This is a genomic window from Acidisarcina polymorpha (assembly GCF_003330725.1).
In the GTDB taxonomy this organism is placed as follows: Bacteria; Acidobacteriota; Terriglobia; order Terriglobales; family Acidobacteriaceae; genus Acidisarcina; species Acidisarcina polymorpha.
In genome coordinates this window covers 1,379,719-1,395,866 of the sequence record NZ_CP030840.1, presented here as the reverse complement: position 1 = coordinate 1,395,866, position 16,148 = coordinate 1,379,719, and the positions used below count along the sequence as shown (strand labels likewise).

The following is a 16,148-nucleotide window of genomic DNA, read 5'->3' as shown; positions in this document are numbered from 1 at the left end:
CGACTTCCTGGGCCATGGCTGGCCGTAGGTCTCCTAAGCTGAACGTATGCCTACTTTCACTTTTAGGAGAGAACCAACCATGTCCCTTGTCCAGCCTACTCAACCGTCCACCGTTCTGGTAGCGATCGATATTGCCAAGCTCCGTCACGATGTCCTGATCGAAGCTCCGGGATGGAAGAGCCGCAAGCGCCTGATCCTGCCCAACACCGCAGTCGAGTTCCGACTGTTTGCCGACTTTCTTCATGGCTTGAAGCACCCGGTGCGCATCGTCTTCGAGGCCACTGGGAACTACCATAGGCCGCTGGCGCACTTTCTGCAGGCCGAGGGTTTCCATCTGGAGCTGATCGCGTCCCTCGCTGTGGCGCGAACCCGCGAAGCCATGCATAACTCCTGGGACAAGAACGATCCGAAGGACGCCCAGGTCCTGCTCCATCTGCTCAAGACCGGCGTGACTCAGCACTACCATGACCCGCTCGTGAACCAGATCCATGACTTTCAGGAGCTGTCGCTCACCTATGCGCAGATCTCTCTTGAGAAGACCCGGACCCAGCATCGGCTCTTGACCCATTACCTGCCGCTCTACTTTCCGGAGATAGAGCGGTATTATCATGCCACGCGTTCTGAGTGGCTTCTCGCGTTCCTTCAGGTCTTCCCCACGCCTGCCCTGATTGCACGCCTCTCGATGGAAGACTTCGTTCAGCAAGCGTGGACGGTCGTCGGACGCAAGGTAAGTAAACAGCGGCTGCTAGAGGATATTTACCGCACGGCCCAGTCCTCCATCGGGATCCCCGTTGCTGAGGACTCAGAGGCCGTTGCGATGTTCCGCGTCGTACTCGGCGAGATGATCCGACTCTGCCAGCTCCGCGATCAACTGGAACAACGAGCTGCGCTTCACCTGAAGGAAAACGTCGACTTCAGGCGTCTCCAGCAGATGCCAGGCATCGGCCCTATCCTGGCGCTCACGATCCTGGCCGAAGCCGGCGACCTGCGCCGCTTCAATCACCATCGTCAGTTCCTCAAGTTCTGTGGCCTCGATCTCTCGACTCAGCAGTCGGGCCAGTTTCGAGGAGCGACCAAGCTGTCGAAATACGGCAACGCACGGCTTCGCTGCGCCTTCTGGATGGCCGCCACTGTGGCTGTGAGGCTGCGAGAGAACAGCTTCCGAGACAAGTTCGAACGATATCTCCGGCGTGATCCTGCCAGTGCCGACCGCAAGCGTATGGCGTATGTCGCCGTCGCCGCCAAGATGGCTCGCGTGGCTCATGGGATCATCAAGACCGGTACCGACTTCCGCTGCTTCTATGAGGCAGCGGCACCAAGTGGAAGAGCCGCTTCACCTGGGCCGTCGAGGCCGTAAGGACCTCGTAGATAATGATTCGGCCTTTCACTTGGTTGAGACTTCATTTTGAGTACAGTGGAGACTGCGCTCTTCGGCAGATCTCGTGTCGCTATGGTCGAACGCTCAGCCCTTGCTCGTGGAAGCCACTTGGAGGTACAGTCGTCGTCAAGCACATCCCATACGGGATGCTAAGGGACCTTCTCTTCTCTCCAGCTTTTCCTTCCTGTGTTAGTACGTCATCTCCTATCAGGCGGTTCAAGACGGAGCAACTGCCGCTGCTTCAGGCAATTAAAACGGAAGAAAGCCTATTCAGCATAATTGACTCGAATTCGCCAAAAAAAGGAGTGAAAGTCCGGACAACACACTTTCGTTGTTCGTTCATTTCGAAACCTGATATGCTGATCAAAATCGAGTGTATGAAATTAGATCACCGCAAATTTTCGCGGTAGGCAATTTTCCTCAATTTCCCGATACCGGAACTTTCTTAGTAACCTGTCAAGTGTCGGAAAAGCGCTTGGTTCCCTGGGCTGTAACTCCTTAGCCATCGCAAATGCCCTAAATCTGTTACTCAGGCACAAAGATCGGGAGAGCCTATGACTTCATCCACCCAGCCGCTACTTGATGGCGCCGCGGAAACTATTTCCGCTAAGCGTATCCCGCAGAAAAGCTCGATCCGCAGCGGGCGGATGGAGTTCATGGACTTCCTCCGCGGCACTGCTGCACTGGTAGTCGCCGTTCAACATTGCGGGGAGAACCTTTTTCCAAAGTTCGCAAAATTTACACACGACTACTTCAGCTTTGGCAAACTCGGACTTGTAATTTTTTTCTTGGTGAGTGGATTTGTCATACCGCTCAGCATCGAAAAAGGCCACTCGCTCAAGCGTTTTTGGGTGCAGCGTTTCTTTCGCCTTTTTCCGCTCTATTGGGTTAGCCTTGCAGCCGTCGTGATCATCTATCTGCTGGGGTATACCCCGATCTTCGATCCGCCCTTTCGCGCCCATCTCTGGCGTAATGTGCTGGTGAATGTGACCATGTTTCAAGGCGCTTTCCGCGTGCCTCAAGCGATTGGGCTCTACTACACCCTCACCATTGAGATGTTCTTCTACATAGCATGTTCGCTTCTGCTGTTGATCAAGCAGCTGCGGAATACCTATGCCCTGACGTGGGTGCTGTTGGTTGCGGTCTCGGCCTTATGGATCCTGGGCCCGCTTGTCTTTCACCGGCGGATGGAGATGGCTGGCCTGTTTTACGGGGTGACGCTCTTTTGTGGAACAGCGATTTACAGGTACTACAAAGGGAATATCTCCGCCAAAGCCATGAACGCCTTGATGGGAGCGCTCCTCCTGTCCGTATCTGTTGGTGTCTATCTTAACTACGTCTACACCAAAAAAGTCGAGATGCAATTCTCGTATGTGGCTGTATTTGGACCTTGGTTTGTGGGATTCGTGATGTTTTTCGCAGCCTACGCGCTGCGCAATCGCGAATTTCCGGCTGTTGGGATGTGGCTGGGGCGGATCAGTTATTCCGTCTACCTTGTCCATCCGATTATCAGTTTCCTCTTCCGCTACGGCAGAACAGGTGGCATTGGGTTGTTTCTTATCACCATTGCGGTGACGCTCCTGGTTGCCACAGTGACCTACTATGCGATTGAGAAGCCGATGATCGACCTTGGCCACAGGATCGTCAAACGGAAGCAACTGATTGCCGCATGAGTAGCGCTAGCTTTCGCTGGCGCTACTCCGGGTGAGTACTTTCCTTGGTGGCGACACCAAGATTGGCAGTACCACTGAGACCGCCATGATCACGGCAATCACATGCAGGCCGCTGCCATACGAGTTGCTCATCTGCCGCAGGTGGGCTATGAGCAGAGGCCCGAAAGCACTGGCCGTTCCCCATGCGGTCAGCATCAGCCCATAGATAGGGCCCACGTTCTTGGATCCGAAGTAATCGGCGGAGAAGGCGGGCATGGCGCCGAAGCCTCCGCCGTAGCACATCAAGATGAGAAACGAGACCAGGGCGATGATCGCGACGGTCGTTACACTGGGAAGTAGCCAGAAGAGCGCGACCTGCAACAGAAACATCGTCGCGAATGTCCATCGCCGGGTGATGGTATCCGAGACCCAAGCCCAGAAAATGCGTCCTACTGCGTTGCCGATGCTCGCAATGCCTACCATGCCGGCAGCAACGATCGCCGTGACTTTGCCGATCTCCTGAAAGAGCGGAGCTTCCTGCGAGATGATTGAGATCCCGGCCGTCGTATTTAAGAAGAGCAGAAGCCAGAGCGCCCACCACTGCCACCTTCTCAGCGCCTCGCCAAGGGTGTAATCGGCTGCCGCCCGTTGCGCTTGCTGTGCGGAGCTAGGAGACCAGCCTTCGGGCTTCCATCCGACCGGCGGGTTCACCATGAAATACCCGGTCCCCATGGTCACTATCAGGTAGGCCACTCCTAGATAGGCGAAAGTATGCAGCACTCCCACACTCTCAATGAGCCTGGTAGCGACCGGCGCCGTCACCAGCGCACCAGCGCCGAAACCGCCCACAGCCACGCCTGTGATCAATCCACGTCGATCGGGAAACCACTTGACCAGCACGGAAACCGGAACGATGTAGGAGAAGCCAAGCCCAACGCCGCCGATAACGCCAAAGCTCAGATAAAGCCACCATAACCTGTCGGCTGAGAAGCTGGCGAGAAAAACGCCTAGACCATAGAGAAAGCCGCCCACCAGCGCCACCGTCCGAGGCCCAGTTTTGTTTAACCAGAGACCACCGAAGAATGCAGACACGCCCAGCACGAAGATACAAATAGTGAAAGTCAGCGTAACTTGCGAGATACTCCAGTGGAACTGCCTCACGAGTGGTCCTCGGAAGACGCTCCACGCGTAAACTGCCCCCAAGGCCATTTGCAGCAGAAAGCCTGCAACCGCGATTGCCCAACGATTCAATTTCAAACAGGTACTCCTACTTCGCTATCGATTAACTATGAAGATCCTGGCCAGAGGTGAGCCACACCTTGGTCTAGGATGAGGTTGGCGGGACGAAGGCCGCACCAAGGGATTGTGGTGGGTTCGGAGACCCGCAAAACGGCTTAATCATGCCGCGGCAAGAGGATCTCTCGTCCAGCCACTTCCATGTGCGAACGGCGAACAATGTGCGGGGTAACGAGCAGGACAAGGGTGGAGATGTTCAGGTCCTTCGCGTCGTTGGTGGCCGATCGAAGCCCGGGCAGCTCGTCGAGACCAGGCAGTCCCGTGACTGCTTTGTTCTCTTGCTTGGAGAGGTTGCTTACGACCAGGGCGCTTGAACCATCCTTGAGCGTGATTGTGGCAGTGTACTTACGATTGTTGAGAATCGGGTTGCCATCCAGTGTGCTGCCCCCCAAGGCTGTCAGTTCCAGATCCATGTTGAGCGCGACTTCCTGACCGTGCTGGACCCGTGGCGTTGCCTTCAATGTCAGTCCGAGATCCTCGTATTGGATTTGCGGGATGGTCACCTGTGCGCTCAAGCTCGAAAGGTTTACCCCTAAGCCGTTGAGCGTGCTCGATAGTCCGGCCGTGCTGATGCCTGGTACGTTCAGCGAACCACCGCCAGAGGAGTATGTGGAAGACACAATCGGATACCGGCTTCCAACTTTGAATGTTGCCGCCTCTTGATCTTGAACGCGGAGATGAATATCGTCGAGCGCTCGGGCGTCGCTGGAATTCAACTGCAAATTTCCTGAGACGGTGCCAAGGTTGTAGCCGAACTGGCTGAGGCCGCCACCGAACGTCAGAAATCCTTGCGTGAGAACCGAGCTGGTTACTTGACCCGTCGCGATCAGGATCGCCAGAATAGCTCCATAGTCCCCTGGTGCGGCGAGTCCGCTTGAGATGATCTGGTTAATGGCGGCCTGGTTGTTTTGCAGCAGACCGTTCAGTTCGCTGTCCACATTGAAGACATTGGTTTGCGAAGGGAGCACAACCCCGATATTGGTTGTGCGGGTTCGAGTGATGTCGTAGAGCTTCACTTCGATCATGACCTGAGCTCGTCCATCGAGCAGTTCTTCGAGCGTGGCATTGAGCGCTTTCATGCGCGGCTCGGGCGCGCGCACCGTGAGGATATTTCGTTGCGGCTGCAGGCTGGCAACCGGCGCTTCAAAGACCGTCTTCGCCACGTTGCTGATGTCGTTAAGTTCGGTCGTGTTCAGTCCTGGCAAGTAAATCGATTCCACGAGCAGCCGTTCGAACTTGGAGCGGTTCTCCTTGGTGTCCTTGGCTACCAATACACGTCGCGGATCAAGAGGCACAAAGAACGTTCCGGTAACCAAGTTCAACATCTGCGCAGCCTGGGCATAGTCCAAATCGTCGGCATCGAGGCGGATCGCCTGGCTCGTCACGGAACTGTCCATTACCGGCGTGACTTGATACGCCGACAACACCTGGCGAAGAATGTCCTGTTGCGAGCCCTTCAAGTGAAAGCTCTTCTTGCCATTCGAGGGAGTAAGCTCGATCGGTCCTTCGGCTGAGACACCCGCTTCATCGACCTGATCGAACGACATCTTCTGATCGTCGGCCAATTCGTCTACATGTTGTCTGACGAATGGATTTTTCGGGTCAAGCGCCAGTGCTTCTTCGAGCTTCTTCCGTGAATCTTCGGGATGCTGAGACAGACGGGCTTTGTCCGCTTCCTGAACCAGCAGCGTGATCAGGTGCTGACGGGCAATCTCCTTCGCCGCCGCGTATTGGGAGTTTGACGGGTTAAGCGACACTGCCCGCGTGAAATCTTCGAAGGCAACCCGAGGATTATTCTGCTCGATGGCCTTCGCGCCTTGCAGGTAAAGTTTTTCCGCTTGGCGCTGCTGTTTCGGAGTTGCCGGGGTCGATGGCGCCGCTACAGTGGCTAGCGGCTTGCCGGCGACTGGCGGAGTCACGTTCGGAGTTTGAGGCAGTAGCGGGTGGGAGACGGATACCGAGGGAAGCATTTCAGCCGAGGCCGGCTTAGAATCTGCCGCCGAGGAGTTGCTGCCGGTCTCCCCAGGCTGCTGCCCGAAAATGGTGAGCGGGAAAACGAGGGTGGCGGCCAACGCTCCGGCCATAACCTGGGCGCGAAGACTAGTCTGCAAGTCCCTCATGACTCCAGTCGAGTTCTTTGCAGCAGTGCGTCGAGAGTGGTCGCGCATACGTCCGGCTCAGAGGTCATCAAGTCGTCAAAAGAATAGCGTCCGGTCGCAACCGCAATGACCGGCAGGGAATTCGACTTGGCCGCCGATATATCAAACGGCGTGTCACCTACTACGCACACAGACGCATCTGGGCCAACAATCGCGCGCGCGGTCAAGGCGGCTTCGCAGATCATCTCGGCTCGATCCACAAACCGGTCGCTGAATCCGCCAAAGGTGAACCAGTGCCGCAAGCCGGCCGTCTCAATCTTCAGCCAGCCGATCGATTCGAGATTACCTGTGGCGACGCCCAAGGCCGCGCCTTTCGACTGCAGATAATCGAGGGTAGCCGCCACCCCAGGCATTACTTGGACCTTCATCGCCTCGCGCCGAGCCATGACATCTGTTCGCATTGCATCGAGAATGTCTTCGAGCACCGGATGCCATTCCGAGTCTTCCAATCTCGCGGCCCGGAAGGCGTCGCGCAAGATTCCAGGATCGGTATTGCCGTGTAATACCACTTGATCGAGAACGAGGTCACGTCCCATCACGCTTTTGACGCTCGAGAAGAAGGAAGCGTAATGAACGCCGTCCTGGCTGCGCAACAGAGTGCCGTCGATATCGAAGAGATAAGCCGGCTCCGCATCCCAGACAAATCCTTGCCGAATGTAGACCTGAGACTGGGCGGAACTTGGCTGACTGGGTATTTCAGCGCCGGTCGCAATAGTGGTCAAATCGATTCGTCCTTTCCAGGATCGGGACACAATTCTGGCGTGGCCTAGCCCAGCAGGGTTCCTTACTCAATTCTAGAGCAGTTCTCAGGTTGCAGGTGCACTCTAAGTTCGGCCGGGGCGGGCCTTGCGGGAAATCGTCACGTCGCCATCTGCTTCTTGGCGTGCAGATGATCCCACTCTGTGCGGTTAGGAACTGACCGTCTGGCGAAGTTCCAGAGCGGGACGAGCGCTCCGCGGCGGCCGCTTCAACCCGCTCCGTATCTGGGCGGGATTCAGGTCCAGCTCGGCAATCGTCCGGCTGAGAGTATTGCGATGCATGCCCAATTCGCGCGCGGCCTTGCATTGGTTGCCGCGATGGCGTGCCAACACTTCCAGGATGAAGCGTTTCTTGAATTCGCGCACACCCTCGGCATAGGTGATGCCGCTCGCGTGCATGTGGGCCACTAGACTGTCCAGCTCTCGCTTCAAGGAAACCTCGCTGCCGGTACTTTGCCCGGTCTCTTTCTTTCAAACTGTTGAACAAACGGCGACCTTCAGCCCAATCTCTTAGCCGAAAGCGGCGACCTGTGCACAAGCTTCAGCATGCGGCTTCAGCCAATCCGGCTGTACATCCCGGATGATCCTAACTCCATCGCGAATCCTTTCGCCCAGCTCAACCGGAGTAATTGCGGTGGTCGAATGAGCTGCGGTTAGAAAATACGGCGCCAGTTGGGAATGGTCGAGCCACCCGTTGCGCGGGAAAAAAGCAGCCAATGCCATCACCCCCAGGGTCACCACCACACATCCCTTTAAGAACCCAAAAACTGCTCCAATGAGGCGGTCCAGCCATCCCAGTCCGATCGACCGGGCCGACCAGTGCAGGGCGCGCCCGAGCAGTCCTGCGAGGATCATGATCGCGAACGCGATGGCCAGAAAGGCGATGGCCTCAGCGATTTGCGGAGTGTGGATCGTATGCATGATCCAGGGCATCAGCTTCTGAAAGTTCCAGCTTGCAATTAGTAAGCCAAGGATGACGCCGCCGAGCGAGAACGCCTCGATAAAGAAGCCGTTCTTAGCTGCGCTGATTGTCGACAGCACGAGAATTGCGGCGATCACCCAATCGATCGGAGCCATTCAAAACCTTTCAATCCGGACCATAAGCCCAAGAAATGCGACGTCTCAAGTCTGCAGCGTCATGCCCGTAAGCAAGCGGTACGCCTCAAGGTATTTATCCTGAGTACGCTGAACCACATCCTCCGGCAAAGTTGGCGCCGGAGCTTTTTTGTTCCAGTGAATGGATTCCAAGTAATCGCGTACAAATTGTTTGTCAAAGGACGCCTGCGGACCGCCCGGCTGAAAGCTCGCTCGGGGCCAATAGCGCGAAGAGTCGGGAGTGAGCGCTTCGTCCGCCAGCACAATGCCTTTAGCCGTGCGCCCGAATTCGAATTTAGTATCGGCCAGCAGCAATCCCCGGCTCTCGGCATAATCTGCAGCTTTGATATAAATCGCCAGGCTCAAGCGTCGCAGCGTTTCCGCCGACTGATGCCCGATCCGGGAGGCCATTTCGTCAAAAGAAATGTTAACGTCATGCTCGCCGTCCATGCTTTTGGTTGCGGGGGTGAAGAGCGGCTCGAGAAGTTTCTCCGACTCTCGCAAACCGGCCGGCAGAGTAATGCCACAAACCTTGCCTGTCGCCAGATAGTCTTTCCAACCGGACCCCGAGAGGTATCCTCGAACCACACATTCAACTGGGAACATCTGCGCCTTCGCCACCAGCATCGATCGGCCGCGCAGCTCGTCAGCGTGAGCAGCTATGTCCGGCGGATAGTCATCGACATTGGCGGAGATCAAGTGGTTCGGAACGATATCCGCAAGAAAGTCAAACCAGAACAGCGACAACTGCGTCAACACCTTGCCCTTACCGGGAATGCCGCTGCCAAGCACATGATCGAAAGCGGAGATTCGGTCGGTCGCAACCATCAGCAGAAACTCGCCTGCCGCATAGAGATCGCGCACCTTTCCGCGCGCGTACAAATGCAAGTCTGCCAGTTCGGTCTGAAGGAGTGCTGTCAAGGGTGAGGCCTTTCGGGGATCGACTGAAGATTCGATTGTCCGGTGAGGGGCGGACTTTGTCAACGCAGTAAAAATCCCATGAATACGCGGCCCCGGAGCCTCCAGTCACGGGGCGCTCCAAGATGTCAAGCGGGAGGCCGATTCCTTCCGCTCGATGAGATCAAGTGTCCGCTCTATGCGGTTGCGAGCTGGGGAGCTGGGGCCGCATTAATATTGCGCGAACGTTCCGCCGTTCCTGCTTCACTCCGTCCACGCCGGTCGTCTTTATCGCCGCCTCCGCGATCATTGCCGCCCAATCGAACAGAGACGATCTTTGACACGCCAGGTTCCTGCATAGTGACGCCGTAGATCATATCGCCGGCCTGCATCATCCGTTTGGAGTGAGTCACGATCACAAACTGCGTGGTTGCAGCCATGCCTTTGATCATCTCCGCAAGCCGGCCCACATTGGTTTCATCGAGCGGCGCATCTACCTCGTCCAGCACACAAAAGGGGCTAGGCTGGTAGTGAAAAATTCCTATCAGCAGCGACAAGGCAGTCAGCGCCTTCTCTCCTCCGGAGAGCAGGAGCACGTTCTGCAGCTTCTTCCCTGGAGGCTGAGCAACGATATCGATGCCGCTGTCGATCGAGTTTTCTTCATCAGTCAACTTCATGAATGCTTGGCCGCCACCGAAGAGCCGCGCAAAAGTGACGCTGAAATTCTCATTGATCTTGCCGAAGGCTTCCTCGAATTTCGTCCGTGAAATCTGATCGATTTCTTTGATCGTGGATTGAGTGTTCTCGATGGATTCTAGTAAGTCCTTACGCTGTGTCTCCAGGAACTCATGTCGTTGGGATGCTTCCTGATATTCTTCGAGAGCCATCATATTGACCGGCCCCATAGACTCGAGTTTTTGCTTGAGCCCACGGCAGGCGTCCTCTTCCGAGACGAGAGACTCGGCATCGATTCGGATCATCTCGCGGTCTTCGCGCAGCACAGCCGCCTCTGCTCCGAGGTCGTTGATGCAGGATTCCTCGATGTGATTCAAGTCCGCAGCCAGCTTTGCGGCCTTAGCAGTGCGAAGGCTCTTCGTCTCTCGCAATGTGTCGGTATGATCCCGCGCGGCCTTTAACGCCTGCTCTATTGCGGCCAGGGATATTCGTAGAGTTTTGGCCTCTTCCGTCCAACCCGCCGCCTCTGCGGTGGCCTGCTCCCGAACAGCCGCAACCTGCTGCCGAGTGATCGCAAGCTGCTCATTTTCGCGAAGACGCTGTTCGCGCTCTTCGTTCGCCGCATTTAACTGCTGCTCCAGTTGGAGTACCCGCCGCCCGAGGTCGCCATACATGCGGTCGATGCGAGCGAACGCAGCCTCTGCTCCGCGCCGCCGTTCTTCCAGTCCGGCCAACTCTGCCGATACTGCCGATGCCTCATTTTGTGCTGTTTCCCGGGCCCGGCGCAGCTCTTCGACCGACTGCTGCAGCGCGAGCAGGGAAGCCTCTGCCTGCTGGTGCTGAGCGTCAAGTTGCATAGCCTCTTCGCGCTTGCGGGCAATGAACTCGTCCTTCGCCCGGCGAGCATCCTTATTGCGTTCGTTCTCGATCGTCCATTGTTGGGCACGGCCTTCCAGGCGTTTTACTTCCGCATCCATCTGCCGAAGCGCCGCTGTATGGTTGGCGCTTTCGCGCTCGGCGTCGCGACGCTCTTCGAGCTTCGCCTCCGATATCCTTACCAGTTCGGCGATCGTCTTCGCGAGTGAAGCGACGGCAATATCCGTTTGACTGAGTTCCGCCTCAACCTTCTCCAGCTTCTTCTGTGCATCGCGAAGTTCGCGCTTGAGCGCGAGTGGCCCTTCGACCCTCGGTTTGCCTCCGGTCACGGTCACATTGTGAAAGCACTCGCCGGATGGCGCGAGAAAGAACGCGTGCGGATTTTCCAACGCTAGCGTCCGAGCGGTCTCTGCATCGGGAGTTACATAGCCTTCTCGCAGTTTCGGAAGGATTACTTCGAGAGAGGAACCGAACCCATCTAACACCCGGATGCAATCCTTAAGCCGCACCACTCCGGACCGCGCCTCGTAGCTGCCGATTGCCGCGCCGGCCGCAAAAGAGAACTTGGCCTGCGAATCATCGGGATGCACCAGGAAGGTCGCGCGGCCATCAACATCATGCTTCAGCAGGCGCATGCCTTCATCCGCAGATTCCCAGCTCTTTACGACGACATAGTTCAACTCATCGCGCAGGAATTCATCGACCACATTTTCATATTGGCCATTCACTTCAAGAAAATCCGCCAGCGTGCCGGCCGGCGCTAATGCGCCACCGAGCGAGTTCTGCCGTAGCAGCTTCTTCACCGTCTCGGTGGAATAGCTGTGATCGCGAATGAGCGATTGCAGGGAGTTCCTGCGACCGGTCAATGTCGCATGTTCAGCGCGGAGCTGGTCGCCGCGCCGCTTGGTCTCGGATTCTTCCGTGCGCTTTGTGGCGATCTCCACGCGAAGCTGCGCAATCTCTTCTTCTAGCCGCCCGAGCGTTTCCGTCACTGACTGAAAGTTGATCGACAACTGCCCGCGCTCCGCACCCAAAGCATCGAGATCGCGACGGGCCGCCGTCATCTCGGTCGCGAGCCGAGAAGCCTCGCGTTCGAGGGCGGCGAGGGATTCTTCCGCCTGTGTAGTTTGGTTGCGTGTCTGTGATACTTGCTGCAGCAGTTGCATTGCCTGTCGGCGCCCGGCCTCAAGTTTTTGCTCCGCGACGGAGACCGCTTGGGCCGTGTCGCGCACTTGCTGCTGCTTCTGCTGCGCCTGCTGGCGAAAGCCGGCGGCCTCGGCGGCGGCGGTTTCAAGGAAAACGCGTTGACCTTCGCGCTCGGCAGTCAAACCCTCTAGATGTTGTTTTCCCTGCTCTAGCTCCGCACTTCCGGCTTTAGCGCGTGCCTCGAGCTCCGCAACTCGCTCCTCATTCGAATGCTGCCGGGTAGCGGCCCGCTCCAGCTCAACCGCCGCCTGGCTGGCCTTGGCAGCGGCCTCTTTGGCGCTGACATCGAGTGCATAGCCGCGAGCGGTGCCGGTGGAATACTCCCCTTGCAGGGATTCAGCTTGAGCACTTTGATTCTCAATTTCAGAGGTCAGGGAAGCGATTTCGCCAGCTAGCGCAGCCTGCTCAGCATCCATTTCCGCCAGCTTGCTGGCCAAGACTACCCGCAGACGGGTACGCAACTCATCGCGCAACGCTCCATAGCGCTCGGCCTTGACGGCCTGACGCTTCAACGAGGTCACCTGCTTGGCGACCTCCTCGAAGATGTCGTTTACCCGGGCCAGGTTTTGCTTGGATTGTTCCAGCCGAAGCTCGGCCAGCCGCTTTTTGGTTTTGAAGCGGGTGATCCCGGCCGCCTCCTCAATGATGGCGCGACGGTCATGCGGCTTTGAGCTGAGAAGTTGTCCGATCCGTTCCTGTCCGATGATGGCGTACGATTCAGGGCCTAGACCAGTGCCCATGAAGATATCCTGAATGTCACGCAGCCGGCAAAGCTTTCCATTCAGCAGATATTCGCTATCGCCGGTGCGGAACAGACGCCGGGTGATGACGATCTCGCCGCGCTGAGGGGTGCTCTGAAATTTACGCCGCCGAATCTTCAGGACCACTGCATTCGAGTTCCGTAGGGCCTCTGCAGTATCGGGGGTGACTTGGGGGCTGTTTGGCGGGGTAGCCGGGCCAGCCGAAAGCTCCTCTTCAATCACCTGGCCGGGTTGTGCTTCAGCGATGATCTCTTCTACTTCCGCAGCTTTTTCCGCGCGAACTTCTTCCTCGTTCCAGTCAGCAAGTTCGTTCTCGATTTCAACTGCGGTCTCCAGCAGCGGGCCGCCTTCATACGCTTCCGGATCGATCAAGGTCAGCGAGACCTCCGCCATGCCCAGCGGCTTCCGGTCGCGGGTTCCAGCGAAGATGACGTCCTCCATCTTGCCGCCGCGCAGCGTCTTGGCGCTCTGCTCGCCAAGCACCCAGCTCACGCCATCGAGGATGTTCGATTTGCCGCAGCCGTTGGGACCGACGACAACCGCAATCCCATGACCGGGAACCTGCACTTCGGTGCGATCACAGAAGGACTTGAACCCCAGGATCTGGATCTTCTTCAGCTTCAGCATTGTCGATAACCCATCTTCCAGGTAAAGATCAGGCCGATCTTCAGGTATGCAGAATTACTCAGGATGGCCTAAGAAAATGCTATCCCCCGCTATAAGCGAGGTCAACATAGGGGACCCCACATCTTGTGGATAAGGTGTCCCCACCGCAACATATTCGGGTACCACTCAAGATGCCGGCCAGAAATTAGGGAAACGATCAAGAAGGGGCTCTGTCGCTTATGCTACTCCGCCTATCGTCCACTCTGATCAGGCAGACAGTTCCGTTATCTTTTGGCCTGGATCTTTCTGGCACTTTGGAGCCACCTCGCCGCAGCCGGTGAATCTTTGCTCCAGATTACTTCTGGGTTGGACGCACAAGCACTTCACTGATAAAACTCTGCGGCGCCTGGGTTACCAGCAGAGCCACGACCTGGGCGATATCGTCAGGCTGCAGCGCTTTGGCAGGATCTTTGCCGCTGCCGCCGCTGAAGTGAGTATTGACCGACCCGGGTGCTACTACCGAGACTCTGACTCCATGGGACCGAAGCTCTTCAGCAACTGAGTAAGTCAGTCCATTGAGCCCCCATTTGGACGCCGCATAGGCTGCTCCATTGGGCAAAGGGTTCTTGCCCGCCAGCGAGGAGATGTTCACGATGTGGCCGCGCTTCGCCTCGACCATCAGCGGCGCGAACGCTTGGATCATCAGGTAGGGGGCCCGTAGATTCGTCGCCATCAGCAATTCCCATTCCTCGAGCGGCATCTCCCATAAAGGCTGACCAAGGTTGCCGACGCCGGCGTTGTTTACCAGAATGTCGCAACGTCCATAGTCGGCGCGAATGCGCTTGCCGAGTTGGACAATCAGTGCCGGGTTCAAGAGATCACAGGTCGCCACCACTGCCTGCCCACCATCTGACTGAATTTCTTTAGCCAGCGCCTCGAGCTGTCCCTGGTCTCTGGCCACGAGCGCTACGGTGGCGCCCATCGCCGCCAAACGGATCGCGACTGCCCGGCCAATCCCTCGCGCTGCCCCGGTGACTACGGCTATTTGTCCGTCCAGCCCTTTGACACCTGTATCCTTCATCGGTCACTCCTCTATAGTAAGATTCGCTTTCCTGATGCGGCGCCGTTCAGCGCGGCCGCTGTCAAATCAGGAAATAACTCGTCGAAGCAACTTGACCCGTTGCCAGAATTCTTCATCTCACCGATATTGTTAGAAGCACGTGATTCAAAGCTTGGCTTGTCACATACACCGGTGGTTCTTATAATCCAGCAATCAACTCACCGTGGCGAACGCGTATCGGCGTTCGTTCTCCGAACCCAGAATTTTCGATCTAGTCGTACCGCGGACGCGGCTTTGATACAAGTAGTTCCCAGGAGCGTTAGAAGATGAAGAAGGTCGTTTTTGCTTCCGTGCTGGCCATCGCCACCGGCACACTTTGCGCGGTGCCTGCCGCATTCTCCCAAGCCGCGACTGGATCGACTCCCAGTGGATCGTCAGACCAGATCACCATTAAAGATCCAGCCGAGTTCAATGCCTATCAAAACGCGATCGGCACGTCGGCCCCGGCGGCCAAAGCTGCTGCTCTTGAAGATTTCTTGACCAAATATCCGAATACCGTCGTCAAGAACCAGGTATTGACGACATTGCTGCTGACCTATCAGCAGGCAAACGATACCGCAAACCTCTTGAAGACGGCCAAACGCGTCCTCGATGCGGACCCGAACAATCTGCGCGCAGCTCTGGTGTATGTCTACCTGACCAAGCAGCAGGCTACCGCCAAGGCGGCGACGGATCCGGCCGGGGCTCAGAGCATGTTGGATGATGCGGCAAAGGTGGCCCAGACGGCGCTCGCTGTCACCGCGCCCACCCCCAATTCCGGCATCTCGGCGGAGGATTTCGCCAAGCTCAAGGCGGCGACCACCCCGATATTCCAGAGCGCCATCGCCACCGATGATGTTGGGAAGAAGGATTATCAGGGCGCAATCCAGAATTATCAGGAGGAGCTGAAGAGCTATCCCGATCTCACTTCTCCGGCCAACGCCCCTGGTATTAACGAGACTTATTTGCTTGGCCAGGCTTACATTCAGGACAAGGATCCGAAAGACCTGCCGAACGGCATTTTCTATCTGGAGCGCGCAGCGCAATATGCACCTCCGGCCGCGAAGGACTCGGTTGAAAAAGCTGCTGAATACTGGTATCAGAAGTACCACGGTGGCATGGATGGGTTCGATCCGATTAAGCAGCTTGCTCATGACAACGCGACGCCGCCCGCTTCTTACGCTCCCACCCCGGCGCCGCCGCCGCCAGCTCCTGATAAGCTTGCGCACGACGCTGTAGCCGCTGCATCCACACCAGAGGCGCTCAAGAATATGGCGCTTTCTGATAAGGAGTTCGTCCTCGCCAATGGCAACCAGGAAGACGCGGACAAGGTATGGGCGGTGATGAAGGGTGTCCGCACCCAGGTTCCCGGAATCGTGATTCAGGCTACGCCGGACTCGGTACAACTCGCAGTTTCGCCTGACGCCCAGCAGTCGAAGACGGCCGATTTCACCGTGAACTTCACCAAGCCATTGACTACCGTTCCGGCCATCGGCGACAGCGTCAAGTACGATGCCACGTTCGACTCGTATACCAAGACGCCGCCGATGATCATCCTGAACGAGGGATCACTGCCGGAAGCAACGAAAGCTCCTGTCCGCCGGAAGCCTGCGGCTCATCAGTAGACGCAGCTCCGACGCATGGAGAAAGGAATATCCGCAGAAAGGCAGCCGGTTGGCTGCCTTTCTGC

Annotated in this window: 11 protein-coding genes; 3 read left to right on the top strand and 8 right to left on the bottom strand. The window is 57.1% G+C overall.

All coding sequences use genetic code 11. The features are described from left to right. Nucleotides 1-79 precede the first annotated feature (79 nt). The gene (locus tag ACPOL_RS06120; protein ID WP_114205959.1) at nt 80-1,357 is read left to right on the top strand and encodes an IS110 family RNA-guided transposase; all 1,278 of its coding nucleotides are present in this window, start codon (nt 80-82) and stop codon (nt 1,355-1,357) included. 575 nt (nt 1,358-1,932) lie between these two features. Next, nucleotides 1,933-3,051 carry an acyltransferase family protein gene (locus ACPOL_RS06115; RefSeq protein ID WP_114206273.1) on the top strand — a complete coding sequence of 373 codons (1,119 nt, stop codon included), beginning with the start codon at nt 1,933-1,935 and terminating at the stop codon, nt 3,049-3,051. A 6-nt stretch (nt 3,052-3,057) separates the two neighbouring features. Here the strand turns inward: ACPOL_RS06115 and ACPOL_RS06110 are convergent, their stop codons facing one another. From ACPOL_RS06110 to ACPOL_RS06075, 8 genes are all read right to left on the bottom strand, one after another. Continuing rightward, nucleotides 3,058-4,287, bottom strand: coding sequence for an L-lactate MFS transporter (locus ACPOL_RS06110; protein ID WP_236657269.1), 1,230 nt, complete (start codon nt 4,285-4,287; stop codon nt 3,058-3,060). Nucleotides 4,288-4,424: 137 nt separating this feature from the next. Beyond that, nucleotides 4,425-6,446, bottom strand: a complete 2,022-nt coding sequence (locus ACPOL_RS06105) for a type II and III secretion system protein (protein WP_236657268.1) — start codon at nt 6,444-6,446, stop codon at nt 4,425-4,427. Continuing rightward, the gene (locus ACPOL_RS06100) at nt 6,443-7,207 is read right to left on the bottom strand and encodes an HAD family hydrolase (protein ID WP_236657267.1); all 765 of its coding nucleotides are present in this window, start codon (nt 7,205-7,207) and stop codon (nt 6,443-6,445) included. The genes ACPOL_RS06105 and ACPOL_RS06100 overlap by 4 nt, the downstream gene beginning before the upstream one ends. Before the next feature lie 186 nt (nt 7,208-7,393). Further along, the gene (locus ACPOL_RS06095; RefSeq protein WP_114206271.1) at nt 7,394-7,675 is read right to left on the bottom strand and encodes a helix-turn-helix domain-containing protein; all 282 of its coding nucleotides are present in this window, start codon (nt 7,673-7,675) and stop codon (nt 7,394-7,396) included. Nucleotides 7,676-7,753: 78 nt separating this feature from the next. Further along, nucleotides 7,754-8,320, bottom strand: coding sequence for a CvpA family protein (locus tag ACPOL_RS06090; RefSeq protein ID WP_114206270.1), 567 nt, complete (start codon nt 8,318-8,320; stop codon nt 7,754-7,756). Between the two features lie 45 nt (nt 8,321-8,365). Next, on the bottom strand, nt 8,366-9,259 hold the full coding sequence (locus tag ACPOL_RS06085) for a phosphoribosylaminoimidazolesuccinocarboxamide synthase (RefSeq protein ID WP_114206269.1): 894 nt from the start codon (nt 9,257-9,259) through the stop codon (nt 8,366-8,368). A 173-nt stretch (nt 9,260-9,432) separates the two neighbouring features. Next, entirely contained in the window at nt 9,433-13,380 is a 3,948-nt protein-coding gene (gene smc, locus ACPOL_RS06080; RefSeq protein ID WP_114206268.1) for a chromosome segregation protein SMC, read from the bottom strand. 334 nt (nt 13,381-13,714) lie between these two features. Further along, a complete protein-coding gene (locus ACPOL_RS06075; protein WP_114206267.1) occupies nt 13,715-14,440 on the bottom strand; it encodes an SDR family oxidoreductase in 726 nt (241 codons plus the stop codon). 305 nt (nt 14,441-14,745) lie between these two features. On the opposite strand from ACPOL_RS06075, the gene ACPOL_RS06070 reads away from it, so the two are divergent. Further along, nucleotides 14,746-16,083, top strand: a complete 1,338-nt coding sequence (locus ACPOL_RS06070; RefSeq protein ID WP_114206266.1) for a tol-pal system YbgF family protein — start codon at nt 14,746-14,748, stop codon at nt 16,081-16,083. Nucleotides 16,084-16,148: the final 65 nt, after the last annotated feature.